Here is a 24,030-nt window from a genome sequence, read left to right on the forward strand (position 1 = left end):
TCCGGGGTCAGTGCGCGGCGGCGGGGGGCGCCTGCGCCGCGGTGTCGATCAGATGGACGGCGCCGATGGCGTAGTACGGGCCGGCGATGGGCGCGGTGGAGCGCAGGCACAGGTCGTGCACGCCGCTCTGCTTGGGCAGCCGCGCTTCCAGTGCGAACTGGTCGCCCAGGGTCTTGCCGGCCGGCAGCGGCAGCCGCGCCAGCAGCTTGCCCTTGCAGTCGCCCAGCCGCACTTCGAACTCGCCGCGCGGGCTGTGCGCCGGGTAGCGCTTGACCTTGGCTTGGTCGTGCGCCAGCCCGTAATTGCGCGCCAGGCGGGCGGCGTCGATGCGGATGCGGTCGATGCTGTCCAGGCGTGCGTCGGCGTAGCGCCAGCAACTGGTGAACAGGTCGATGTTGAACACCGGCGTGTCCTGGTCGGCCAGGTCCGGCAGCAGCGGCACGCGCAGGCCCAGCTCGCCGCCTTCGCACGAGGCCAGGCCCTGGGTGTCGCGGCCGAGCAGGTTGGCGCGGTCGAGGATGCGGCTGCGCGGTGCGGCCAGCAAGCGGCCGTCGTCGGCGAAGGTGGCCGCGCGCACGGTCACCGGCAGGGTCACCGCGAACGGCGCGGTGTAGCGCGGCGAGTCGGCCTTGGGCTCGCTGCCGTCGGTGGTGTAGCGGAAGCTGCCGAACTTGGCCTGGTTGCCCAGCACCACGGTGGCCTGGCCGCTCTCCAGCGCGGCGTTGTCGCCGCCCTGCAGCGCGATATCCGGGGCGAAGGCGCCGTCGCCGTAGGCGATGCCCTGCAGGCGGTAGCGGTCCAACTGCGCCGGCATGCGCTGCAGGAAGCCGTTCCAGTCGCGCGCGGCCATCGGCGACCAGCCGGCCTCGGCCACCGCGCTCAGCCGCGGGAACAGCGCATGGTCGATATGCCAGGCGGACGGGATGTACTCGCTCCACAGCGCCGCCTGCACGCCGAGCACGTGCTTGCTCTCTTCGGCGCTGAGCGCGGCCGGCACCGGGTCGAAGCCGTAGACCTTCTGCAGCGGCAGTGTCGCCAGGCGGCCGTTGGGCTCGTCGTTGCGCGCGCTCTGCAGGTTGTCCAGGTACATCCAGCCGGCCGGTGCCAGCACCACGTCGTGGCCCTGCTTGGCGGCGGCAACCGCGCCGTCCACGCCGCGCCAGGACATCACCGAGGCGCTGGCCGGCAGCCCGCCTTCCAGGATCTCGTCCCAGCCGATCAGGCGCCGCTGGTGCTGGGTGAGGTAATCGGCCAGCTGCTGGTTGAACCAGCCCTGCAGCGCGTGCGCGTCCTTGATGCCGAGCTTGCGCATCTGCGCGCGCACCGCCGGCGAACGTTCCCACTGGTCCTTGACCGCTTCGTCGCCGCCGATGTGGATGTACGGCGAGGGGAACAGCTGCAGCACTTCATCCAGCACGCCGCGGATGAAGGTCATGCTCTTGTCGTTGGTGTTGAACAGGTAGGGATTGACGCCCCAGTCCACCGACACCTTGGGCCGCTGCCGGGTCACTCCGACCAGTTCCGGGTACGCCGCCACCGCCGCCTGCGCGTGCCCGGGCATGTCCAGCTCCGGCACGATGGTGATGTGGCGTTCGGCAGCGTAGGCCACCAGGTCGCGGATCTGGTCCTGGGTGTAGAAGCCGCCGTAGCGATCGGGCAGGCCGTGGCTACCCGCGCCGGGCGGGGTGCGCCAGGCGCCGATCTCGGTGAGCTTGGGATAGCGCTTGATCTCGATGCGCCAGCCCTGGTCGTCGGTCAGGTGCAGATGCAGCACGTTGAGCTTGTGCTGGGCCATCGCGTCGAGCAGACGCTTGACCGTGTCCGGGCCATGGAAGTGCCGCGCCACGTCGAGCAGCACGCCGCGCCAGCCGAAGCGCGGCCAGTCGCGGATGTGCACCTGCGGCACGTCCACCTCGCCCTTGCCGGCATCGGGGGTCATCAGCTGCCAGGCGCTGATCGCGCCATAGAACAGGCCGCGCTCCTCGCGCGCCTGGATCAGCATGGTGCGCGGGTCCACGTCCAGCGTGTAGCCCTCGGCCTGCGCCACCTCGGTATTGGGATTGAGCTGCAGGCGGATGCTGCCGTCGGCGGGGATGGTCTCCGCACGCACCTCCAGCGACAGGCCGCGGGTCTTGCTCAGCAATTGCGACAGTTGCTGGGCCACGCGCTGCGCCCCGGCGTCGTCGAGGGGCACCGACAGCACGGCGCCGGTGCCGATGGTCAGCGTGCCGCCGTCGCGCTCGGCCTTGGCCGGCGCCGGGATCAGCGGCAGGGGCGTCTTGTCGTCGTCATCGTGCTTCGGGGCCGGCGGCGGGGCCGCGGCGGGCTTGGCCGCGGGCGCCGGCGTCGGTGCAGGCGGCGGAGCGCGGTCGCAGCCGCCGAGCAGGCTGCCACAGGCGAGCAGGGACAACCCCAGCCAGGCGTTGCGGGAGGCCGCCGCGATGCGCGCGGTGGCGGGCATCGGGCGGTGCGGCAATCGGGGGTGTGCACCCACTGCAGTCATCGGTCTACCTCAAGCGATCGAGATGCGTATCGTAGAGGCTGTGAGGTAGCCTGGGGTGAGCGCGGCGCGTTCGCCACGCGCCGCATGCCTCCCGTGTCGCATCGCGATCGTGCGGCCGCTCAGCGCGCCGCGGTCGGCAGTTCGTCCCAGACCTTGGGATCTTCGGCGCCCAGCACCCAGCAGCTGAAGCCTTCCAGGCCGTACTGCTTGGTCAGTTCGTAGCGGGCGCGGAAGCTGCGCGCGTCCGGGCGGAACACCCATTCGCGCATGTCGTCGCGGTAGAAGTAGAACCACGATTCCTGCTCCACCGGGTCCCATTGCACGGTGGCGTGCTGCTCTTCCGCCAGCGGGAACGATTCGTCCGCGTCGATGTAGTCGGCGGTGATGTTCGAGGCCTCGGTGCCGTCGGCCTTGACCGGATTGCCGGTGTACCAGCGGTAGCCGTAGGTGGCGATGCCCAGCGACAGCTTGTCCTTCGGCACCTGGGTCAGCGCGTAGTCCAGGTGCTTCTTCATCCACACCATGCCGTCGACCGGGCCGGGCGTGGTCCAGCGGGTGTGCTGGTCGTAGGTCATCAGGCTGATCAGGTCGGCCGAGGCGCCTAGCGCCTTGAGGTCGTAGGCGCCGCGCCAGTACTCCCACATCCACTTGGAGAACGCGCCGCCTTCGGCATAGCCCGGCGCGTTCGGCACCACCGCCACCGACAGCTTGAAGCCGGCCTTGTGCAGCGCCTCGGCGGTCTGCTTGACCATCAGCGAGTAGGCGTCGCGGTCGGTCCAGGCGATGCTCTCGAAGTCGAACTGGAAGCCGTAGTAGCCGTGCTTGCGGCCGTGGATCAGCAGCGCCTGGATCATGCGCTGCTTGGCGTCCTCGTCATGCAGCAGCTTGTGGAAGCCCTCGCGCCCGGCGGTCATCGACAGGATCGGCATCACCCGCAGCTTGTGCTGCTTGGCGATCTCGTACAGGTACATGTTGGGGGTGCCGTTGACCAGGCCGTTCTGGTCGACGCCGTACCAGGTCGGCACCACCACGTCGATCTTGTCGACGTGGGCCAGGAATGAATTGGTCGATTTCTGCGTGTTCATCAGATAGAACAGCGCGGTCGGGTTCTTGGCCATGGCCGGCCCGCAGGCCAGGGCGAGGGCGAACAGCAGCCCTGCGAAACGCTTCATCATCGGGAGGGATCCGTTGGCGGAGTGGGGGAGGTCAGGTCGATGCGGAACACGTAGGCGTGCTCGCCCACCGGCTTGGCCGGCAGGCGCAGGTGCAGGCCGTCGGCGCGCTGCTCGAACGGGACCGGCTTGCCGTTGGCGAGCAGGGTCACGCCGCGCACGCCATCGGCCGGTTTCAGCGAGCGGATCAGCGCCTGGCCATCGGCCGGCCAGCCCAGCTCGATCGCATACAGCGCGCCGTGGCCGGTGGTGAAGCGGAAATCCTCGGGCGTGTAGGGCTTGGTCTTGGTGTCCTGGAAGGTGCCGCCGACCACTTCGGTCGGGCCTTCGCCGTAGCTGCGCCACGGCGTGCTGTCGTAGATCGCCTCGCCGTTGGTCTTGAGCCACTTGCCGATCGACAGCAGGATCGCGCGTTCGGTCTCCGGGATCGAGCCGTCGGCGCGCGGGCCGATGTTGAGCATCAGGTTGCCGTTCTTGCTGACCACGTCCACCAGCATGTGGATGATGAAGGTCGGGGTCTTGTAGGTGTCGTTCTCGACATAGCCCCACGAGGCGTTGCTGACCGAGGTGTCGGTCTGCCAGTGCGTGGGATGGATGCCGGTGAGCTGGCCGCGCTCGATGTCCAGGGTGCCGGCGCCCTCGGGGAAGGCGCCGAGCTTGTAGTTCACCACCACGCCGCCCTTGGCCGCGCCGTGGTTGTAGTAGTACGACAGCATGGTCGGCAGGGTGCCGCGGAAGGTCGGGTGCGCGATCCACCAGTCGAAATAGATCAGGTCCGGGTCGTAGCGGTCGATCAGCTCGGTGGTGCGCGCCAGCCAGTCGTCCAGCCAGGCCTGCGACACCGGGGTCCAGTCGTTGGTGACATCCGCGTCGTCCTTGCCCGGCAGGCGCACCTGCGCCGGTCCGTACAGGCCGGCGTAGCGGGGGTCGTTAACGTCCGAGTCGAACTGGCGGCCGCCGTCGAAGAACCAGTCGTGCTCGGCGCGGTGCGAGGACAGGCCGAAATGCAGGCCCTGCGCGCGGATCGCCTTGGACAGCTCGCCGATCACGTCGCGCTTGGGGCCCATCTTGACCGCGGTCCAGTCCGACAGCTGCGAGTCGTACATCGCGAAGCCGTCGTGGTGTTCGGCAACCGGCACCACGTAGCGGGCGCCGGCGTCGCGGAACAGCGCGGCCCAGGCCTGCGGATCGAACTTAGGCGCGGTGAACAGCGGGATCAGGTCCTTGTAGCCGAAGCGCGACTGCGGCCCGTAGGTGGCGCGGTGGTGCAGGTAATCCTTGCTGTCCTGCTGGTACATGTTGCGCGAATACCACTCGTTGCCGAAGGCCGGCACCGAGAACACGCCCCAGTGGATGAAGATGCCGAACTTGGCGTTGTCGTACCAGGACGGCGAGCGGTACTGCTTGAGCGAGGTCCAGTCGGGTCGGAACGGACCGCCGCGCGCGCCAGTGTTGGCTTCGCGCACCAGCCGCGCGCGTTCGGGCGCGTACTTGGCGGTGGCCTGCAGCCACTGCTGGTCGATCTGTTCCGGACTGAGGGTGGTGGCGGTGGGCGCGGTCGGCGACGGCGCCTCCGCGGCGCCGGCGGGCAGGGCCGCCAGCGCGAGAATGAGGGCCAGCGCGCTGGCCAGGGTCTGGCGTGCGGCTCCGGCGTGGCGGGATCGGTCCGCACGGGGGCGGGTCTCGGTCGTCATGGAACGGCACTCCTTTGTTGCAGGAAACGCTGCCGGCGCCGCCGCGCCGGACACGAAAAAGCGCGCCACCGTGGAGGGACGGTGGCGCGCCGGTGCTACATCAGAACTTGAAGTTCAGCTGCGCCTGGTAGCCGCGGCCGTTCTTGTACATGCCGATCGGCGCGTACTTGACCTCGTTGTACCAGTAGTACGTCGAGTCGAGCAGGTTGGTCGCGCTGAAGCTCACGCTCATCCAGTCGTTGATCTCATACGAGGCGGTCAGGTCCAGCTGCTTGTACTCGTCGGTGAACACCTGCGAATTCAGACGGCCGACCTGGGTGAAGTACTTGGAGCGGTAGCTGTAGTTCAGGCGCACCATCCACGGACCGTTTTCCCAGTAGGGGATCACGTTGTAGGTGTTCTTCGACAGGTACGGCAGGTTCAGGCCGGTGCTGGCGTCGGCGGTGGCGTAGGTGTAGTTCGCCTGCAGACCGAAGCCGTAGCCGAAGGCCTGCTGGTAGTTCAGCGAGGCGCCCTTGACCTTGGCGTCGGAGGCGTTGACCGGCGAACTGATCTGGTAGATGCCGCTCACCCCGTTGATCGGATCGGTCAACTGCTGCGCGGTGGTAACGGTCACGATGTAGGAGCTGATGTCCCGATAAAACACTTCACCGGACAACATGCTGGACGGGGCAAAGTACCATTCCGCGGCCAGATCGTAGTTGGTCGACTCGTAGGGCTTCAGGTCCGGGTTGCCGCCGCTGCCGGTCAGGTTACACGACGTACTGCCGTTACAGGTCGTGCCATCGCTGCTGGTGCTGTTGAGCGAAACAGATCCTGCAAGATCCTGGTAGCGAGGACGTGCGATCACCTTCGCAGCAGAGAAGCGCAGAACCTTGTTGTCATCCAGGTCGTACGCGATATTGAAGCTCGGCAACGGCTTGTAGTACTGCTTGGTCGAGGTCACCGGGGTGTAGGTGCCGCCATTGGAACTGAGCCAGTACTGCGACTTGTCCTTGGTGTCCACATAGCGCACGCCCAAGTTGCCGCGCCACTTGCCGGACTCGAAGTTCATCTGCGCATAGAGATCACTGGTGATCTCCTTGACATCGAACATCTGGCCGTACTTGCTCTCCAAGGCCCCCTGCGGAAGAGATTTCAGATAGGACAGCACCGAGTTGAGGTTGGCGGTCGGCCAGTTGACAAGGTCCGAACTGGCGTGGAGTCCGTCGTACAGGCCGCTCGGAGTGGTGCCCGGGTTGAATGACGTCAGCAGAATGTCCTGGTTCGCATAGATCGCATTGCCGCGCGAATCCTGGCCGTTTTCGTGGTTGATGTACTTGTAGCCTACCTGCAGCTTGTTCAGGGGGCCCCAATCCAGGTCGCGCGCTGCATCGAACTGGAAGTACTTCTCCTTGTCCTTGGTGGTGGTGTATTCGATACCGCCGGCTTGCTGACCCGACTTCAGGCCCCAGTTGCTAGCGCTGTTGTTGTCGTAGGTAACGCCCGTGTTGGTGCCGTCATAGTTGAAGTTGTAGCCGCCGTCCTGCAGCAGGAACTTCATCAGATACTCGGGGTTCTTGCCGCCGGTGGCTTCGGTGGCGCCGGCCTGGGTGGTGAACACCCACTTGTCGCCATAGAAGTCGTGGCGCAGGTTCAGGCTCTTGGTGGTGACGGTGCTTTCGCGGTAATTGGTGTCCAACTGCGCGTACGGCTGCTTGCCGTTGCCGGCGCCGTCGGTGACCGTGGCCTGGGTGATGTAGCCGTTGTTCACCGTCGCGCTGGTGATCTTGTCCTGGTCGCCGCAGCCCGGGCAGACGTAGCGCGATTCGCTGAAGTTGTTGTACTTGCCCTTGATGTAGAGGCCGGTCAGGTTGAACTCGTTCTGATCGTTCGGCTTCCACTGCAGCGCGCCCTGCAGGCCGTTGCGCTCGCGGGTCTGCTGGAAGAAGGAACTGTTGATGCCCACCGGGATCTTGGCGGTCGCGACGTTACCACCGTCGCCGGAGATGCTGGCGGTCGGCGGGATGTTGGCGCCGGTGTTGTAGCCGAAGAACTCGATGCCGGCGCGCGAAAGGTCTTCCTTGTCGTGGGTGGCGGAGATCAACGCACCGAAGGTCTCGTCGTCGTTCTTCCAGCTCCACAGCGCCGAGCCGCGCGGATTGCCTTCTTCCGAACGGTCGTTGTAGTTGTAGCCGATCGAGCCGCGGATGGTGTTCTTCGGCAGGTCCAGCGGCTTGCGGGTGTGCACGATCACGGTGCCGCCGATCGAACCTTCGTCGATGCGCGCTTCCGGAGTCTTGTAGACCTCCATCAGGCCGATGATTTCCGGCGACAGCAGGGTGTAGTTGAAGGTGCGGCCGCTGGTGTCGGTCGGGTTGCCGCCCCAGTCGCCCGAGGCGATGGTCTGGCCGTTGAGCAGCACGCGGTTCAGCGCCGGGTCGGTGCCGTTGATGCTGACCTTCTCGCCCTCGCCGAACTGGCGGTCCACGCTGATGCCCGGCAGGTGCGCCAGCGACTCGGCGGCGTTGGTGTCCGGGAACTTGCCGATGTCCTCGGCGCTGATCGCATCGACGATGGAGTTGGCCGAGCGCTTCACCGACTGGCTCTTCTCCAGCGAGGCGCGGTAGCCGGTGACGGTGATGGCATCCAGCTGCTGGACGTTCTTGGAATCCGCGTTGGCGGAAGCGGGCGCTTCCTGCGCGGCGGCGTTACCGGACAGGTACAGCGCGGCCATGATGCTGATGGCTAGGGTCGTGGTGCGGCTATTCATTGGCTAAACCTCTGGGTGAGTACTTGGGCATGAGGTGCCAACCGATGTTCCGGTGTGCTGGCCGCTGCCCGGCCTTGTGGATGGCGCCGCGCCTGGTGGCGCTGCGCGGATCGCATCTCGATGCGCGTCGTCCGGTCGCTGACGCGGAAGTTAGCCAACCGGCGGCATCGAGGGCGCCGGTCCTTCCTGTGTTCCTGCAGGTAACAACCAAGTCCAGCAATACAGCAGTGCACCTTGTGGCCTGATCCGCACGCCGCTGCGTTCGGGCCCGGCTTGGGGCGTGGTCTCGTCGGTTCGGGGATGCCGGTCGCAGCGTCAGCGTGCGTCCTGCCACTTGGCGCGGGAGGAGCGGCAATGCGTCGCTGTGTCTGAATCCCCTGAACGTGGCATGTCTTGAAGTTGTAAAACTTGTGTGAGCCGAGTCTGTCGTAGCGCTGACAGCGTTGTCAACACCCGTTTCACATACTTTTGACGAATGCCGTCACGCCTTGCCTGGGCCTCTTTTCGAAGCCTTTCCTGGCCCGCCGGACGCCTGCGCTAGGTGCTTGTCTACAAAAGAAAACATGGCGGAGGAGGGTGGCGGTGTGGGCGCAGTGGCCGGGAGGCCCCGGTGCGGCAGGCGCTGCCGGCGCGACAGGCATGCGGCAAAAAATTGTGCGATGCGGCGAAATTTTGCGACGGGTGTTCACCCATGCAACGCGCCCTTGCGGTCAACGCTCCGCACCGACAGGCGATGCGCTCATGACGTCGGCGTGGTGAAGAGAAAACGACAAGCGGATGAAATTCATCTTGACAACGTTGTCAAGCTGGTCCGACACTCGATCGATCAATCTGCCGAATCGGCGTGCGCCTGCTCTGGCGCAACGGGAGAAGATGTGTCCGCAAGCAGTTCATCAGTGGCAGCGGCCGTGCCGCGCGCCGAGCCCTTCATTGCTGCCGATGTCGGCGGAACCCACGTCCGGATCGGTCTGGTCGCGCGCGCTGCCGATGTCGGCCCGGCGCCGTCGGTCGACGTGCTGGACTATCGCAAGTATCGCTGCGCCGACTATCCCGGCCTGGCCGAGATCATCGGCGAATTCCTGGAGCAGGTGCAGGAACCCAAGCCGACCCGCGGGGTGATCGCCAGTGCCGGTTACGCCCTCGAGGATGGTCGCGTCATCACCACCAATCTGCCGTGGACGCTGTCGCCGCCGGAGATTCGCGAGCGCCTGGGCCTGAAGGCGCTGCATCTGGTCAACGATTTCGAAGCGGTGGCGTATGCGGCCGCGTCGATGGACGCCAGCGAAGTGCTGCATCTGACCGGGCCGCGCAAGGCGCAGCGCGGGCCGGCACTGGTGATCGGTCCCGGCACCGGCCTGGGTGCGGCGGTGTGGATTCCGACCCATGGCGGCGCGGTGGTGTTGGCGACCGAGGCCGGCCACGCCGCGTTGCCGGTCGGCAACGACCTGGAGCTGGCGCTGGCGCAGCGCCTGTTGCGCGACCGTCCGTATGTGCCGATGGAGCATTTCCTGTCCGGCCCGGGGCTGCTCAATCTCTATCGCGCGTTGTGCGACCTGCGTGGCGCCACGCCCGCGCTCGCCGCGCCGAGCGACATCACCGCGGCCGCGCTGGCCGGCAGCGACCCGCTGGCACACGAGGCGCTGTCCGCGTTCTGCGGCCTGTTGGGCAGCGTGATTGGCGACATGGCGTTGCTGTACGGCGTGCAGGGCGGCGTCTATCTGGCCGGCGGCTTCCTGCCGCAGATCGGCGCGTTCCTGTCCGCCAGCAGTTTCGTCGAGCGCTACTTGAACAAGGGCGCGATGCGTCCGGCGCTGGAGCAGATCCCGGTGAAGCTGGTCGAGCACGGCCAACTCGGTGTGATCGGCGCGGCGAACTGGTTCCTGCAGCAGCGCCACTGAGCGGTCCGGCGCGGCGGTGGCCGCGCCGCGCTGATCGGGGGCGTCCTGCGATGCGGGCGCGGCGCGCCTGGCGTGCCGGAGCGCGTCGACACATCTATATGTCCCATGCCAACGGCGCCTGCGTGACGGCGCCGCTGTCTGCAGCGTCATCGCGTGCCTGAACTCACAGGTCGCCGTGATGCGCCTGCAGCGCCGCGATCGCGGCCAGGCCGGCGGTTTCGGTGCGCAGGATGCGCGGCCCCAGGCGCAGGCCGACGAAGCCGGCCGCCTCCAGCGTGGCGCGGTCGCGCGGCGACCAGCCGCCTTCCGGGCCGATCGCGATCGTCGCCGCATCGCCGCCGATGGCCAGCGAACGCAGGCGGTGTTCGCCCTGCGGGTCGAGGATCAGCCGGCAGGGGCTGTCCGCCGCGGCGCGCGCCGCATCGGCCAGCGCCAGCGGCGCGCTCAGTTGCGGCACGCGCGCGCGGCCGGATTGTTCGCAGGCCGCGATCACCACGCTGCGCCAGTGCGCCACGCGCTTGTCCACCCGCGCCGCATCCAGCTTCACTTCGGTGCGCTCGGCCCACACCGGCACGATCGCGGCGACGCCGAGTTCGGTGGCCTTCTGCAGGATCAGGTCCATCTTCTCGCCGCGCGCCACGCCCTGCAGCAGGGTGATCGCCAGTGGCGACTCGTTGTCGGCCGGCCGCGCCGCACCGACGCGCACGCTGGCGTTGCGCTTGCCGGCCTGCAGCAGTTCGGCGTCGTAATCGCAGCCGTCGCCGTTGAACAGCACGCAGGGATCGCCCTCGCGCAGCCGCAGCACGCGCAGCAGGTGGTTGGCGACGTCTTCCGGTAGCGTCACGTCGGCGCCGGCCTGCAGCGGCAGCTCCACGTGGCAGCGGGTCAGGCGCATGTCACGGCCTCGTCGATCGCCGCCAGCGTGGTCTCGGCCAGCAGCGTCAACTGCTCGGCGTCCACGCAGTACGGCGGCATCCAGTACAGCACGTCGCCCAGTGGGCGCAGCACCACACCGCGTTGCAGCGCGGCACGATAGGCGTGCAGGCCGACGCGCGCGGACGCCGGGAAGGGCGTGCGCTTGTCGCCGTTGCGGGTGAGTTCGAACGCGACCACCATGCCGGCCTGGCGCACGTCGGCCACGTGCGCATGCTCGGCGAACGGCGCCGACAGCGCGCGCATGGTTTCGGCGGTGCTGCGGTTGCGCGCGATCACGTCGTCCTCCTGCAGGATCCGCAGCGACGCCAGTGCCGCCGCACAGGCCAGCGGGTTGCCGGTGTAGCTGTGCGAATGCAGGAAGGCGCGCTCACGGCTGTCGTCGAGGAAGGCGTCGTACAGATGTTGGGTGGCCAGCACCGCCGACAGTGGCAGGAAGCCGCCGGTCAGGCCCTTGGACAGGCACAGCAGGTCCGGCATCACGCCCGCCTGCTCGCAGGCGAACAGCGTGCCGGTGCGGCCGAAGCCGGTGGCGATCTCGTCGGCGATCAGGAACGCGCCGTTGGCGTCGCACAGTTCGCGCGCCCGGCGCAGATAGGCCGGATCGTGCATGCGCATGCCGCCGGCGCACTGCAGGCGCGGTTCCAGGATCACCGCGCAGATCTCGCCGGGATGACGGTCGAACAGGTCGGCCAGCGCATCGGCGGCGGCATCGGCGCGTTCGCGTGCGCTCTGTCCCGGCTCGGCCTGGTAGGCGTCGGGCGAGGGCGCGAACAGCGCCTCGGCCAGTAGCGGCGCGTACACCCGCCGATACAGCGGAATGTCGCCGACCGCCAGTGCGCCGATGGTCTCGCCGTGGTAGCCGTTCTCCAGCGCGACGAAACGGGTGCGCCCGGGTTCGCCGCGGTTCTGGAAATAGTGGAAGGCCATCTTCAGCGCCACTTCCACGCCGGCCGAGCCGTTGTCGGCATAGAACACCTTGGCCAGCGGCGCGCGGCCGTCCTGGCGCGGGGCCAGCGCCAGCAACTGCTCGGCCAGCAGCACCGCCGGTTCGTGGCTGAAGCCGGCGAGCATCACCTGCTCCAGTTGCGTGGCCTGGGCGGCGATGGCCGCGGCGATGCGCGGCTCGCCGTGGCCGAACAGGTTGGTCCACCAACTGCTCACCGCATCCAGGTAGCGGCGGCCGCCGTGGTCGATCAGCCAGGCGCCTTCGCCGCGCGCGATCGGGACCAGGGGCAGGGTGTCGGGGTGCTCGCGCATCTGCGTGCACGGGTGCCAGAGCACGGCGAGGTCGCGCTGGCGCCACGCGTCGGCCATCTGTGCTGCGGTCAGGTCTGATAGCATTTCGCGCTCATGAACAGGTTCTTCGCTCCGCGCATTCTATCGACCGACGCCGCCCGGCGCCGCAGGGTGCCGGCGTGACCCGTCCGTTGCCGGTCATCCATGCCGTGCGCGAGCGCAGCGAATCGGCCGCCGAGCGCCGGGTCGAGGAACTGGACCTGGAGTTCAGCAACGGCGAACGCCGCGTGTTCCACCGGCTCAAGGCGCCCGGCCACGGCGCGGTGGTGGTGGTACCGATGCTGGATGCGCAGACCGTGCTGCTGGTGCGCGAATACGCTGCCGGCGTGCACCGCTACGAGCTGGGCCTGGTCAAGGGCCGCATCGATGCCGGCGAGACCCCGCTGCAGGCGGCCGACCGCGAACTCAAGGAAGAGGCCGGCTACGGCGCGCGGCAACTGCGCGTGCTGCGCGCGATGACCCTGGCGCCGACCTACATGAGCCACCAGTCGTGGCTGGTGCTGGCGCAAGATCTCTATCCCGAACGACTAGCCGGCGACGAGCCGGAGGAATTGGAAGTGGTGCCCTGGAAACTGGCTGAACTGGATCAACTGATGTTGCGTGAAGATTTTTCCGAGGGGCGTTCGCTGGCGGCGCTGTTCATCGCCCGCGAGTGGCTGGGTCGCGCCGAATGATCCGTCTCACCAGTGATTTGCGCGAAACCGTGATCGCCATCGCCATCGATGCCGCCGCGGCGATCATGTCCGTCTACGCCACCGGCTTCGAGGTGGAGCACAAGGCCGATACCAGCCCGTTGACCCAGGCCGACCTGGCGGCGCACCAGATCATCGTCGAAGGTCTGGAACGGCTGACCCCGGACCTGCCGGTGCTGTCCGAGGAATCGGCGCAGATTCCGTGGGAGGTGCGCGAACACTGGACCACCTATTGGCTGGTCGATCCGCTCGACGGCACCCGCGAGTTCGTCAAGCGCAACGGCGAATTCAGCGTCAACATCGCGCTGATCCACCAGGGCGCGCCGGTGTTCGGCGTGGTCCAGGCGCCGGTGGACGGTCGCGTCTGGCACGCGGTGCGTGGCGAGCAGGCGTATCGTCGCGAAGGTTTCCGCGACACCGCGTTGAACACGCGGCGGCCGGCCACCGCACCGCTGCGCGTGGCGGCGAGCCGTTCGCACCGCGATGCGCGCACCGACGCGCTGCTGCAGCGCATGGGCGAGATCGAACTGGTCGCGCAAGGCTCCTCGCTGAAGTTCTGCCGCATCGCCGACGGCGACCTCGACGTGTATCCGCGCGTCGGGCCCACCTCCGAGTGGGACACCGCTGCCGGCCAATGCGTGCTGCAGGCCGCCGGCGGTGCGCTGCTGGCCGCCGCGACCGGCAAGCCATTCCGCTACAACCGCCGCGAATCGCTGCTCAACGGCGATTTCGTGGCGCTGGGCGATCCGGCGCTGCCCTGGCGCGACTGGCTGGGCTGAGCCGCGCCGCGAGCGCGCGCCGCACGGCGCGCGCTCTGCCACACTAGGCGGTGGCGGCAGCGGTGCCGTCGCACCGGAATCCGCCCGTGACCCCCACTCGCTACGATCTTCCCGCCCTGCTCGACATCATGGCGCGCCTGCGCGATCCCGCGCAGGGCTGCCCCTGGGACCTGGAGCAGAACTTCGCCAGCATCGCCGCGTACACGATCGAGGAGGCCTACGAAGTGGCCGACGCGATCGACCGCCAGGATCTGGCCGGGCTGAAGGACGAGCTCGGCGATCTGCTGCTGCAGGTGGTGTTCCATGCGCAGATGGCGCGCGAGCAGGGCGCGTTCGGCTTCGACGACGTGGTCGCGGCGATCTGCGACAAGATGGTGCGCCGCCACCCGCACGTGTTCGGCGACAGCCAGGTGGCCGATGCCCAGCAGCAGACGCTGAAATGGGAAGAGATCAAGCGCGCCGAGCGTGCCGCCGCCGGCGAGCGCGACGCCTCGGCGCTGGCTGGCATCGCCCGCGGCCTGCCGGAATGGCAGCGCGCGCTGAAATTGCAGTCGCGTGCGGCGCGGGTCGGCTTCGACTGGCCCGGCCCCGCGCCGGTGCTGGACAAGGTGCAGGAAGAACTGGAGGAGGTGCGTGCGGAACTGGCGCATGGCGCCGCGGTCGATCCGGCACGGCTGCAGGACGAGATCGGCGACCTGCTGTTCGTCTGTGCCAACCTGGCGCGGCATGCCAAGGTCGATGTCGGTGCGGCGCTGCGCCACGCCAACCTCAAGTTCGAGCGTCGCTTCCGCGCGATGGAACGGCTGGCGCAGCAGGACGGCGGCGCGCTCGACGGCCTGTCGCTGGTGCAGCAGGAGGCGTACTGGCAGCGCGCCAAGGACGAAGAGCGCGCCGCGGCCGGATGAAGACCCTGCTGCTGTTCGTGCTGACCGCCGTCGCGGAAATCGTCGGCTGCTACCTGCCTTATCTCTGGCTGCGCGAACAGCGCAGCGCCTGGCTGCTGGTGCCCGCCGCGGGCAGCCTGGCGGCCTTCGTCTGGCTGCTGACCCTGCATCCCGCCGCCAGCGGCCGCGTCTATGCGGCCTACGGCGGCGTCTATGTCGCGGTCGCGTTGCTGTGGCTGTGGACGGTGCAGGGCATGCGCCCCACGCGCTGGGACCTGCTCGGCGCCGGCCTGTGCCTGGCCGGCATGGCGGTGATCATGTTCGCGCCGCGGCAGGGTTGAGGTCTGCGCGGCAGGCTGTCTTGCGACAACGAGAGGCCTGCCAGCGCGTAGGAGCGGCTTCAGCCGCGACGGGCGTTCCCGGGAAAGCCCTTCGCGGCTGAAGCCGCTCCTACAGGACACATTTCGTTGCGATTGGCGGTGCTCTGCAGCGGCGCCACGTGCCATCGGCGATTCGTGTAGCGGTGAACCCGTTCCCGCGAAACTCACCGCACGTTCCGCTGCGTTGGCGCTGCGCAGCGCGTGAATGGAGATGCCCCGACGCCCTGCCCGCAACGCGATGACGTGTCCCGCTTCCGAGGCGTTGTGCCCCGCCGCAGTTCTTTGCAGGTGGGCGGTTTCCATGCGGTTACCGAATCGCAGACATGCCTGGTGCGGCGCTGCGGTCTCCTGCGTAAGCGCATCCGGCGACCGCACCCTGCGCGTCGCATCCATGCGCAGCGCGCGACGCCCGCGCTCCCGGCGTATGCTGGACGCCTGCGTCGCCTCGGGAGGGCCATCGCATGCGCCGCTTCGCCAATTTCCGCGAGTTCTACCCGTTCTATCTGAGCGAGCACCGGCATCGGCTGTCGCGCCGGCTGCATTTCGTCGGCAGCCTCGGCGTGCTGGCGAGCCTGCTGCTGGCGCTGTGCACCGGCCAGCCGAGGTGGCTGTGGGCCGCACCGGTCTGCGGCTACGGCTGCGCCTGGATCGGCCACTTCGTGTTCGAGAAGAACCGTCCTGCCACCTTCAAGCACCCGCTGTACTCGCTGGCCGGCGACTGGGTGATGTTCAAGGACATGTTGCTGGGCCGCATCCGCTGGTGACCGGCGCCCGCGCCGGCGCTCGCTATACTGCGGATTCGATTTCTTTCTGGTTAATGGAGCAACCTGATGCCGTCCACGTTCTTCTTCGCAGTGGTGCTGCTGGCCGCTGGCGTGATCATTCTGTTCAAGACTGTGCGCATGGTGCCGCAGGGATTCCAGTGGACGGTGGAGCGCTTCGGCCGCTACACCCACACGCTCTCGCCCGGCCTGCATTTCCTGATTCCAGTGGTGTACGGCGTCGGCCGCAAGGTCAACATGATGGAACAGGTGCTGGACGTGCCCAGCCAGGACGTCATCACCAAGGACAATGCGGTGGTGCGCGTGGACGGCGTGGTGTTCTTCCAGGTGCTGGACGCCGCCAAGGCCGCCTATGAAGTGTCGAATCTGGAGATCGCCACCATCGCCCTGGTGCAGACCAACATCCGCACCGTGATCGGCTCGATGGACCTGGACGAGTCGCTGAGCCAGCGCGAGACCATCAACGCGCAGTTGTTGAACGTGGTCGACCATGCCACCAATCCGTGGGGCATCAAGGTCACCCGCATCGAGATCCGCGACATCCAGCCGCCGCGCGACCTGGTCGATGCGATGGCCCGGCAGATGAAGGCCGAGCGTGAGAAGCGCGCGCAGATCCTCGAGGCCGAGGGCTCGCGGCAGTCGGAGATCCTGCGCGCCGACGGCGAGAAGCAGGCGGCGGTGCTGGAGGCCGAAGGCCGCAAGGAGGCCGCGTTCCGCGACGCCGAGGCGCGCGAGCGCCTGGCCGAGGCCGAAGCGCGGGCGACGGCGATGGTGTCCAAGGCCATCGCCGAAGGCGACGTGCAGGCGATCAACTACTTCATCGCGCAGAAGTACGTGGAGGCGTTCAAGGAACTGGCCACCGCGCCGAACCAGAAGTTCGTGCTGATGCCGATGGAGTCCAGCGGCATCATCGGTTCGATCGCCGGCATCGCCGAACTGGCGCGCGAGGCGCTGAACAAGCAGGGCACGCCGCCGGCGGTGCCGCGCGTCCCGCCGCGCAGCGGGGTCTGAGCCATGCGCATCGAGGTGATGGCCTGGGGTGCCCTGACCTTGTTGCTGTTCGCGGCCGAAGCGCTGGCGCCGGGCGCCTTCATGCTGTGGATGGGCTTCGCTGCCGCGGCGGTCTTCCTGGCCGTGCTGGTGGTTCCGGGCATGCCATTGCTGTTGCAGGTCGGTGCATTCGTGGTGTTGAGCTTCGTCTCGATCCAGGTGTACCGCACCTGGTTCCGCAACCGCGCCCGGGCCAGCGACCAGCCGCTGCTGAACCGTCGCGCCGAGCAACTGATCGGCCGCGTGGTGACGCTCGACCAGCCGATCCACGGCGGCCGCGGCCGCGCCAAGGTCGACGACGCCTTCTGGGTGGTCGGCGGCGCCGACCTGCCGGCTGGCAGCACGGTGCGCATCGTCGGCGTGGATGGGATGACGCTGCTGGTCCAGGCAGCTTGAAAGCCGGGATTGGGGAGTCGGGATTGGGGATTGGTAGGAGCGGCTTTCCTGGATCCGAAGGACTGGCGCTCGATCGCGCAGCGCTGTAGGAGCGGCTTCAGCCGCGACCCGTCACTGGCCAAGGTCGCGGCTGAAGCCGCTCCTACCAATCCCCAATCCCGACTCCCCAATCCCGGCCCCCAGCCAGCGATAATGGGGGACTTTTCTCACGGACCCGCGCCATGACCCAGAAGACCATCCTCAACGACAGCCACCGCGCCCTCGGCGCCAAGATGGTCGACTTCGGCGGCTGGGACATGCCGATCCACTACGGCTCGCAACTCGACGAGCACCACCAGGTGCGCCGCGACGCCGGCATGTTCGACGTCAGCCACATGACCGTGGTCGATCTGCACGGCGAGCAGGTCCGCGCGTTCCTGCGCCACCTGCTGGCCAATTCGGTGGACAAGCTGAAGGCGCCGGGCAAGGCGCTGTACACCTGCATGCTCAACCCGCAGGGCGGGGTGATCGACGATCTCATCGTCTATTACATGTCCGGGACGTTCTTCCGCCTGGTGGTCAACGCCGCCACCCGCGCCAAGGACCTCGCCTGGATCGGCGAGCAGGCGCAGGCCTTCGGCGTGCAGGTGCGCGAGCGCGACGACTTCGCGATGATCGCGGTGCAGGGACCGAACGCGCGCACCAAGGCGATCGGCCTGCTGCGCGAGGAAGACCGCGCCGCCGCCCAGAAGCTCGGCCGCTTCGCCGCGATCGAGGCGACCTCGACCGACGGCGTGCCGCTGTTCGTCGCGCGCACCGGCTACACCGGCGAGGACGGCTTCGAGATCGTGCTGCCGCAGCAGCAGGCGCCGGCGTTCTGGGAGGCGTTGATCGGCGCCGGGGTCAAGCCGGCCGGCCTGGGTGCGCGCGACACGCTGCGCCTGGAGGCGGGCATGAACCTGTATGGCCAGGACATGGACGACAGCGTCTCGCCCTACGAGGCCGCGCTGGCCTGGACCGTCACCCTCGACGAGGGCCGCGACTTCATCGGCCGCGCCGTGCTGGAAGCGCAGAAGGCCGGCGGCGCGCCGCGGCAGATGATCGGCCTGGTGATGGACGAGAAGGGCGTGCTGCGCCATGGGCAGAAGGTGCTGACCGCCAACGGCGACGGCGAGATCCTGTCCGGCACGTTCTCGCCGACGCTGGGCAAGGCGATCGCCTTCGCGCGGGTGCCGGCCGGCGAGCCGGGTGCGGTGCGCGTGGACATCCGCGGCAAGGAAGTGCCGGTGCGCGTGGTCAAGTTCCCGTTCGTGCGCGAAGGCCAGGTCCAGCCCGGCGTGCTCGGCTGAGCCGCATCCGCCGCGCGCGCGACTTCTTCCCAACGCGCGCGGTTCGCTACACTAGCCTCCCATCCTCGATACCGTCTTCTTCCGGAGCAGCCCCATGAGCGAGATCCCTGGCGACCTCAAATTCCTCAAGTCCCACGAGTGGGCCCGCGTCGAGGGCAATGGTCGCGTGACCATCGGCATCTCCGATCATGCCCAGGGCCTGCTCGGCGACCTGGTCTACGTCGAGCTGCCGAACGTCGGCGATCACGTCGAGGCCGGCAACGGCGTGGCGGTGGTCGAGTCGGTCAAGGCCGCCTCCGACGTGTACAGCCCGCTGAGCGGCAAGGTGGTCGAGGTCAACACCGCGCTGAGCGACAAGCCGGAAACCATCAACGAAGACGCCTATGGCGAAGGCTGGATCCTGGTGCTGGAAGCGGACGACGCCGAGCAGTTGAACGAACTGCTGTCGCCGGACGAGTACGCCGAACTGCTCGAGGACGACGGCCACTGAGCCGACCGCCCCGTCGCGACACCCGAACCGGCCGCCCAGTGCGGCCGGTTTCTTTTTGGGCGCCAGGCAGCGGCCGCCGTCGTCCGCATCTGCGTCGCGCTCCTCGGCATGGCCGTTGCGGTAACCCGTGTCGCGAGCGTCGTGGCGTGCGTTGATGCGAAGACGGCGTGAGGTTGTCCCCGGGCTGCACCGCGAGCGCAGCATGGTTGCCGCGCGTGGCGGCGTCCGCTGCATGCGACCGCACGCCGGGCGGCGCCGGTTTTCCGGCGCGCGCAGGTGCGCTGCGGCATGAGGCGCGGTGTGGGCGCGCGAGGAGCAGACAGCGGCGACTCGGTGTGCGTCCCAGACGTCATCGCTGCGCGCCGGAGCGGTGCGCGCCGGCGCCAGTCGGCGACCTGTGCGATCCGTGTCGGTCGATGCACCCGCGCGAAGGTGTCGGTGGCGGCATGGCGTGGGGATGGGCGAGGTGGTCGCCTGCGGTGCGGCGTGGCGACGACGTGCGTGCAGGTCGCGTCGCAGTGGCACGATGCGCCACGTCTCGGCGACGCCTTGCGCGACGCATCGCGTGCGTCGCGACCGGCGCACGACGCAAAAAAGTTTGCGCACTTTTGCGCATTTGCACTTGTGCGATGCCGGAACCGCATGCGGTCGCGAATTTTTTTTTCAGCTAGCGGACAGCCTAGCGTGTGCTCCCGCGATTGCGGCCGACGCGTCGTCGTTGCCCGTCCGCAACGCGATGGCGGCGTCGTGTCGTTACAGAAAACACGGAAATTTCCCTGCTTTTTTTGCGCGCGCCGTTTTCCTTGTGGTGCCGGCATCGGCGATCGGTGGCGTCGGCAAGGCAGCTGGCGCGGCATGCGGCGGTCGTGGCGCGCGCGCCAGCGGAAAAAAAATTGCGCGGAAGTGTTGACAGTAAAAAAAACCGTGATTAGGTTTCGCCCAGCAGACGTTGCTGCGCAAGCGAGTGAATCGGATCGACATCAAAACGCGAAGCACAACTTGGACATCCGCCAGGAACCCGAAGATGGTGGAGTTGGAGTCGCTTCCCTCCGAGAAACGCAACGTCTCCCCTGGCATCGCACCCGTATCGCTATTCGGTACGGGTGTTTCTGTATCCGATCCGGCCCGCAGCGCGCGCCGGCGGTTCCCGCAGGCGGAGCATCGCCGCGAGGTTGCTTTAACTGGGCATTTTCAATCCATAGTTCACTGACGAGGAGCCATCCCATGGCCACGAAAAAAGCTGCGAAAAAGCCGGCCGCTAAGAAGGCGGTCAAGAAGACTGCCGCCAAGAAGCCGGCAGCGAAGAAGGTTTCGGTAAAGAAGGCGGTCAAGAAGGTCGCCAAGAAGGTGGCCAAGAAGGTCGCCAAGGTGAAGAAGGCGGTCAAGAAGGCCGTTGCCAAGAAGGCAGTGAAGAAGACGGCGAAGAAGGCCGCCACCAAGAAGACCGCGAAGAAGGCCGTCGCCAAGAAGGCCGTGAAGAAGACCGCGAAGAAGGCTGCGACCAAGAAGACCGCTGCCAAGAAGACGGTGAAGAAGTCGGCTGCCAAGAAGCCGGCCGCGAAGAAGGCAACTGCGAAGAAGGCCACCGCCAAGAAGACCGTGGCGAAGAAGAAGCCGGCCGCTCGCAAGAAGAAGGCCGCTCCGGTCGCGCTGCCGGCCACGCCCGCGCCGCTGATCTGATCCATCCCGATCGCTGTTCCTAGACTCTCTCCCCGGTGCCCAGCGGGGAGGGAGTTTTTTATTTGCGGCATCCTGTGGAGCGCTCGCAGCCCGCGTTGTGGGAGGGACTTCAGTCCCGACGCGATCGTCCCTCCGCGGTGACTCCGTCCGACGCCCCCCGCGGCGTCCGTCTTCTTGATCCACCCTGGCCGTCCTCTGTGCCCTGCTTGCCAGGTCGCGACGTGGACAGCGCGCCTGTGCCTATCGCATCGGCCACCGGCGCGGCACGCCGCGTCGCTTCCGTGCCACGGTAGGCGCCTGCGCAGGGACGGGTACGCATCCAACGGATCTCGCTGGCGTGCACGTGCGGCCTCGGCAGCCCTGTGAGGACCGGGAGGCGCGGGCAGTTGTCTTCGGCGAATGAGTTACGCGGCAGCGACATTCCGGCAACGACACGGCGGTAGGTGGCGGCAAAGGTCCGCACATCGTGCTCAATGAATCGCCCCGGACGTGGATCGACCGATCGTCGGGATCGGGTAGGCGCTACAGCAACCGGAACGCCTGGCATCGCCGATCCAGCCAAGGCGTTGCGCCCCACACATGCAGCGCGTCAGCGCGCCTTGCCCGCCGGTCGACACCGCATCGCTGGTTTTTCCCGCGCATCTGTGGACTGCGGGGAATCTCCGGCTGCCTGCTTTCGACACACTCAAGCCGGATGCAGTCTGTCCTGTGGGAGTCGACTGTCGTGCAGCGGCGACAAGCGAAGCCGAAAGCCGGCTGACGCCCTCCGTCGTCGGGACTGAAGTCCCTCCCACAGTGCACCAGGCGGGTTCGCCGCAAGCCCCTGCGGGAGCGAATTCAGCCACGACGGGCTTTGTCTGGAATGCCCGTCGCTGCTGAAGCGACTCCGACAGTGGCTTGCGAGCTCGCCGGGTGACTGTGGGAGGGGCTTCAGCCCCGACGCATTGGGCCATCGAAAAGCACCCGCTACTTCGCGCGTCGCGGTTGCATGACAGTCGACTCCCGCAGGATGCTTCTCGTCGGTCGTTATCGGAGATGTCCTGCAGTCGCGCCTCGCGCGTTGCCCAGCGCACGTCGGCGATGGTGCACCGAGTTGCCAGCACGCCAACGGCAGCCTGCGGCGATGCGGGGCGCAGCGACACCAGATGCCGGATCGCGAACAATGCCGAGAGGGCGCGGTGTGTGCCCTGTGCGCGATCTTGGAAGCGACGGTGCGCAACCACCCTCACCGCGGCCGTACGCGGGCGCTCCGAGCGCCTGCTGCCGCTGGGGCGACGCAGCCGCTGATCGTTCGTCCAGGCGTGACATCGGCGTTGCGGCCGCACTTTTGCGACGCGCTGGTGCCAGCGCATCGCCGCAGCGGGGACGGGACTGTGTCCCAGCACCGGGAGGACGGGCACACGCAGCGCAGGTCGGCGCTGCAGACAGCAGAAAGGCAGCTTGCGCGGCTTTCCACTAGGATGCTGCGGGAGCGCGCGGTCGGTGCGGCGGAGACCACGCCGTGTCGTCGCTGCCGGAACGGCACCGCGTCCCAGTCGGGAAGTGGCACACGCAGCACAGGTCAGCGCCTGCAGACAGCAGAAAGGCGGCTTGCGCCGCCTTCTGCGAGGATGCCGCGGGAAGCCGCGCTCAGTGCGGAGAGGCCACCGACTTGGACGAGGACGCGCCCTTCTTGTCCTTCGGGTCCGGACGCTCGGCCATCAGGTTGTCGCTGCCGAAGTCGGTGTCCACGTCCAGCCAGCGCTGCGCCGGCAGGCCGATGGCGCGGTCGAGCACGGTCGGCAGCAGGCCCGAGGGCAGGCCGCTTTCGCCGTTCCACAGGATCGCCACGGCGAAATCGCGTTCCGGCACCAGCGCGATCAGGCCGCGGTAGCCCTGCACCGCACCGGCATGGAAGATCACCTGGTGGCCGGAGTAGTCGAACACGCGCCAGCCCAGCGCGTAGCTGGCCGAGTTGACGCGGGCGCGGCGCCAGCCCGAGCGCATCTCGCCCGGGGTGAGGATCAGCGGCGCGTGCAGGGTCGCCAGCAACGGCTCCGGCAACACGTCCGGGCGATGCCCGGTCTGCGCGATCAGCCACTGCGCCATGTCGCTGATGCTGGCGTTGACGCCGGCGGCGGGCGCCAGGCGGTAGTAGGTCGGCTTGGGCGTCAGCGAAACCCAGCCGTTGCGGCTGCGCACGTGCGGGCGCGCCCAGCGCGGGCTGGCCTGGATGCCGGCCAGGCCCATGCTGGCGTCGTTCATGCCCAGCGGCTTGAAGATGCGCCGTTCCACCGACTGCTCGTAGAAGCTGCCGGACGCGGCGAACACCACGTCGCCGATCAGGCTGAAGGCGACGTTCTGGTAGGCGTAGCACTCGCCCGGCGCGCACTTCAGCGGCGCATAGGCCAGCTTGTGGCTGAGCGTGTAGTAGTCGAGGTTGGATTCGACGTCGCGGTCGTAGGCGTTGTAGGTGAGGCCGACGCGGTGGCTGAGCAGGTCGGCGACGTTCAACTGGCGCGTGGCGACCGGATCGCTGAGCTGGAAGCCCGGCACGTAGTCGACGACCTTGCTGTCCCAGCGCAGGGTGCCGTCGTTGACCAGCAGGCCGGCCATGGTGCCGGCGAAGGCCTTGGACAGCGAGGCCAGGCGGAACACGGTATGCGCATCGACCGGCTCGGGGCGGTTGACGTCGGTGACGCCGTAGCCGCGCGCGCTGAGCACCTGGCCGTTGTGCACGATGGCCATCGCCAGGCCGGGCACGCGTTCGCCGTAAGTCAGCTGTTCGGCAGCCGACTCCAGCGCGGCCACGTCGAAGTCCCTGGCCAGCGGCAGCACCTGGCTCTGCGTCAGCGAGGCGCGGTAGGGCAGCGGCTGCGTCGGCGAGGTGTAGCGCGTGGCTTCGGTGTGCAGCGGCGGCGGCAGCGGTTGTGCGGGCGCCGGCGTCTGTGCGGTGGAGGACATCGCAAAGGGCAGCAATGCCCCGAGCAACCCGGTTGCCACCGGTCGAAGGAGCCGGTGCCTGCTGTTCTGTGTCATTGCGCCTGAGGCCTGTGAGGTGCTGCCGGCAACGATTCTAGCGCCGGATTTCTCGAATGCACAAACTGGGAGAAGATGAATAGGCATCGCCTTGATCCTGCTGGGGATTTCCCGCGTCGGCGGGGGTGTGCAGGCCTGCCGGCGGAGCGGTGGCGGGGACTGCGGCGGATGCCCACGGACATGCAATCGCCGTGCCGCGCACGTCTCGCCTAGCCCCTCTCCCCCCGGGAGAGGGGTTGGGGTGAGGGTCGGTCGCGCAGCAGCGCATCACCCGCCGCGATACTCGTGCGCTCGCCCCTC

General features: G+C 68.0%; 19 protein-coding genes. 12 read left to right on the forward strand and 7 right to left on the reverse strand.

What is annotated here, in order from left to right; genetic code table 11:
• Window positions 1-7: 7 nt before the first annotated feature.
• The 4 genes from PG878_RS06650 to PG878_RS06665 form a co-directional block, all read right to left on the reverse strand.
• The gene (locus tag PG878_RS06650) at window positions 8-2,503 is read right to left on the reverse strand and encodes a family 20 glycosylhydrolase (RefSeq protein ID WP_209029651.1); all 2,496 of its coding nucleotides are present in this window, start codon (window positions 2,501-2,503) and stop codon (window positions 8-10) included.
• A gap of 119 nt (window positions 2,504-2,622) precedes the next feature.
• Complete coding sequence (locus PG878_RS06655) at window positions 2,623-3,675, reverse strand: glycosyl hydrolase family 18 protein (protein ID WP_209029652.1); 1,053 nt, start codon at window positions 3,673-3,675, stop codon at window positions 2,623-2,625.
• On the reverse strand, window positions 3,675-5,369 hold the full coding sequence (locus PG878_RS06660) for an alpha-L-fucosidase (RefSeq protein ID WP_209029653.1): 1,695 nt from the start codon (window positions 5,367-5,369) through the stop codon (window positions 3,675-3,677). The genes PG878_RS06655 and PG878_RS06660 overlap by 1 nt, the downstream gene beginning before the upstream one ends.
• A 100-nt stretch (window positions 5,370-5,469) precedes the next feature.
• Complete coding sequence (locus PG878_RS06665) at window positions 5,470-8,121, reverse strand: TonB-dependent receptor (RefSeq protein WP_209029654.1); 2,652 nt, start codon at window positions 8,119-8,121, stop codon at window positions 5,470-5,472.
• A gap of 875 nt (window positions 8,122-8,996) precedes the next feature.
• Between PG878_RS06665 and PG878_RS06670 the strand changes: the two genes are divergently transcribed.
• On the forward strand, window positions 8,997-10,019 hold the full coding sequence (locus PG878_RS06670) for a glucokinase family protein (protein ID WP_209029655.1): 1,023 nt from the start codon (window positions 8,997-8,999) through the stop codon (window positions 10,017-10,019).
• A gap of 163 nt (window positions 10,020-10,182) precedes the next feature.
• On the opposite strand, the gene PG878_RS06675 is transcribed toward PG878_RS06670, so the two are convergent.
• Both PG878_RS06675 and bioA read right to left on the reverse strand, forming a co-directional pair.
• Entirely contained in the window at window positions 10,183-10,914 is a 732-nt protein-coding gene (locus PG878_RS06675; protein WP_209029656.1) for a 16S rRNA (uracil(1498)-N(3))-methyltransferase, read from the reverse strand.
• Window positions 10,905-12,296 (reverse strand): adenosylmethionine--8-amino-7-oxononanoate transaminase, encoded by a 1,392-nt coding sequence (gene bioA, locus PG878_RS06680; RefSeq protein WP_209029657.1) that lies wholly within the window; start codon window positions 12,294-12,296, stop codon window positions 10,905-10,907. Before bioA ends, PG878_RS06675 begins: the two co-directional genes overlap by 10 nt.
• A gap of 86 nt (window positions 12,297-12,382) precedes the next feature.
• On the opposite strand from bioA, the gene nudE reads away from it, so the two are divergent.
• The 11 genes from nudE (at window position 12,383) to PG878_RS06735 (ending at window position 20,712) form a co-directional block, all read left to right on the forward strand.
• Window positions 12,383-12,925, forward strand: coding sequence for an ADP compounds hydrolase NudE (gene nudE / locus PG878_RS06685; protein ID WP_228135991.1), 543 nt, complete (start codon window positions 12,383-12,385; stop codon window positions 12,923-12,925).
• A complete protein-coding gene (gene cysQ / locus PG878_RS06690) occupies window positions 12,922-13,722 on the forward strand; it encodes a 3'(2'),5'-bisphosphate nucleotidase CysQ (RefSeq protein WP_209029659.1) in 801 nt (266 codons plus the stop codon). Before nudE ends, cysQ begins: the two co-directional genes overlap by 4 nt.
• Window positions 13,723-13,850: 128 nt before the next feature.
• Complete coding sequence (mazG, locus tag PG878_RS06695; RefSeq protein WP_209029862.1) at window positions 13,851-14,627, forward strand: nucleoside triphosphate pyrophosphohydrolase; 777 nt, start codon at window positions 13,851-13,853, stop codon at window positions 14,625-14,627.
• The gene (locus PG878_RS06700) at window positions 14,624-14,947 is read left to right on the forward strand and encodes a YnfA family protein (RefSeq protein WP_209029660.1); all 324 of its coding nucleotides are present in this window, start codon (window positions 14,624-14,626) and stop codon (window positions 14,945-14,947) included. Before mazG ends, PG878_RS06700 begins: the two co-directional genes overlap by 4 nt.
• Before the next feature lie 500 nt (window positions 14,948-15,447).
• The gene (locus tag PG878_RS06705) at window positions 15,448-15,750 is read left to right on the forward strand and encodes an Mpo1-like protein (protein ID WP_048490450.1); all 303 of its coding nucleotides are present in this window, start codon (window positions 15,448-15,450) and stop codon (window positions 15,748-15,750) included.
• A gap of 66 nt (window positions 15,751-15,816) precedes the next feature.
• Window positions 15,817-16,779 (forward strand): SPFH domain-containing protein, encoded by a 963-nt coding sequence (locus PG878_RS06710; protein WP_010343188.1) that lies wholly within the window; start codon window positions 15,817-15,819, stop codon window positions 16,777-16,779.
• 3 nt (window positions 16,780-16,782) lie between these two features.
• On the forward strand, window positions 16,783-17,214 hold the full coding sequence (locus PG878_RS06715) for an NfeD family protein (protein WP_209029661.1): 432 nt from the start codon (window positions 16,783-16,785) through the stop codon (window positions 17,212-17,214).
• Window positions 17,215-17,435: 221 nt separating this feature from the next.
• Window positions 17,436-18,542, forward strand: a complete 1,107-nt coding sequence (gene gcvT / locus PG878_RS06720; protein WP_209029662.1) for a glycine cleavage system aminomethyltransferase GcvT — start codon at window positions 17,436-17,438, stop codon at window positions 18,540-18,542.
• A 94-nt stretch (window positions 18,543-18,636) separates the two neighbouring features.
• Window positions 18,637-19,032, forward strand: coding sequence for a glycine cleavage system protein GcvH (gcvH, locus tag PG878_RS06725; protein WP_017910465.1), 396 nt, complete (start codon window positions 18,637-18,639; stop codon window positions 19,030-19,032).
• A 526-nt stretch (window positions 19,033-19,558) separates the two neighbouring features.
• A complete protein-coding gene (locus PG878_RS06730; protein ID WP_209029663.1) occupies window positions 19,559-19,942 on the forward strand; it encodes a hypothetical protein in 384 nt (127 codons plus the stop codon).
• Window positions 19,943-20,256: 314 nt separating this feature from the next.
• Window positions 20,257-20,712, forward strand: a complete 456-nt coding sequence (locus PG878_RS06735) for a hypothetical protein (RefSeq protein ID WP_010344200.1) — start codon at window positions 20,257-20,259, stop codon at window positions 20,710-20,712.
• A gap of 1,629 nt (window positions 20,713-22,341) precedes the next feature.
• Here PG878_RS06735 and PG878_RS06740 read toward each other — a convergent pair.
• Complete coding sequence (locus PG878_RS06740; RefSeq protein WP_244663459.1) at window positions 22,342-23,730, reverse strand: serine hydrolase domain-containing protein; 1,389 nt, start codon at window positions 23,728-23,730, stop codon at window positions 22,342-22,344.
• Window positions 23,731-24,030: the final 300 nt, after the last annotated feature.

The sequence above is a fragment of the Xanthomonas hawaiiensis genome (assembly GCF_031834635.1).
In the GTDB taxonomy this organism is placed as follows: domain Bacteria; phylum Pseudomonadota; class Gammaproteobacteria; order Xanthomonadales; family Xanthomonadaceae; genus Xanthomonas_A; species Xanthomonas_A sacchari.

What these genes read in the sequence shown, in the direction of transcription:
- PG878_RS06665 (WP_209029654.1), bottom strand. Translation starts at nt 8,121, where the DNA reads ATGAATAGCCGCACCACGACCCTAGCCATCAGCATCATGGCCGCGCTG.
- mazG (WP_209029862.1), top strand. Translation starts at nt 13,851, where the DNA reads ATGGCGCGCCTGCGCGATCCCGCGCAGGGCTGCCCCTGGGACCTGGAG.
- PG878_RS06715 (WP_209029661.1), top strand. Translation starts at nt 16,783, where the DNA reads ATGCGCATCGAGGTGATGGCCTGGGGTGCCCTGACCTTGTTGCTGTTC.
- bioA (WP_209029657.1), bottom strand. Translation starts at nt 12,296, where the DNA reads ATGCTATCAGACCTGACCGCAGCACAGATGGCCGACGCGTGGCGCCAG.
- PG878_RS06735 (WP_010344200.1), top strand. Translation starts at nt 20,257, where the DNA reads ATGGCCACGAAAAAAGCTGCGAAAAAGCCGGCCGCTAAGAAGGCGGTC.
- PG878_RS06650 (WP_209029651.1), bottom strand. Translation starts at nt 2,503, where the DNA reads ATGACTGCAGTGGGTGCACACCCCCGATTGCCGCACCGCCCGATGCCC.
- PG878_RS06740 (WP_244663459.1), bottom strand. Translation starts at nt 23,730, where the DNA reads ATGACACAGAACAGCAGGCACCGGCTCCTTCGACCGGTGGCAACCGGG.
- PG878_RS06710 (WP_010343188.1), top strand. Translation starts at nt 15,817, where the DNA reads ATGCCGTCCACGTTCTTCTTCGCAGTGGTGCTGCTGGCCGCTGGCGTG.
- PG878_RS06675 (WP_209029656.1), bottom strand. Translation starts at nt 10,914, where the DNA reads ATGCGCCTGACCCGCTGCCACGTGGAGCTGCCGCTGCAGGCCGGCGCC.
- PG878_RS06655 (WP_209029652.1), bottom strand. Translation starts at nt 3,675, where the DNA reads ATGAAGCGTTTCGCAGGGCTGCTGTTCGCCCTCGCCCTGGCCTGCGGG.
- PG878_RS06660 (WP_209029653.1), bottom strand. Translation starts at nt 5,369, where the DNA reads ATGACGACCGAGACCCGCCCCCGTGCGGACCGATCCCGCCACGCCGGA.
- gcvT (WP_209029662.1), top strand. Translation starts at nt 17,436, where the DNA reads ATGACCCAGAAGACCATCCTCAACGACAGCCACCGCGCCCTCGGCGCC.
- gcvH (WP_017910465.1), top strand. Translation starts at nt 18,637, where the DNA reads ATGAGCGAGATCCCTGGCGACCTCAAATTCCTCAAGTCCCACGAGTGG.
- PG878_RS06700 (WP_209029660.1), top strand. Translation starts at nt 14,624, where the DNA reads ATGAAGACCCTGCTGCTGTTCGTGCTGACCGCCGTCGCGGAAATCGTC.
- cysQ (WP_209029659.1), top strand. Translation starts at nt 12,922, where the DNA reads ATGATCCGTCTCACCAGTGATTTGCGCGAAACCGTGATCGCCATCGCC.
- PG878_RS06730 (WP_209029663.1), top strand. Translation starts at nt 19,559, where the DNA reads ATGCGCCACGTCTCGGCGACGCCTTGCGCGACGCATCGCGTGCGTCGC.
- PG878_RS06705 (WP_048490450.1), top strand. Translation starts at nt 15,448, where the DNA reads ATGCGCCGCTTCGCCAATTTCCGCGAGTTCTACCCGTTCTATCTGAGC.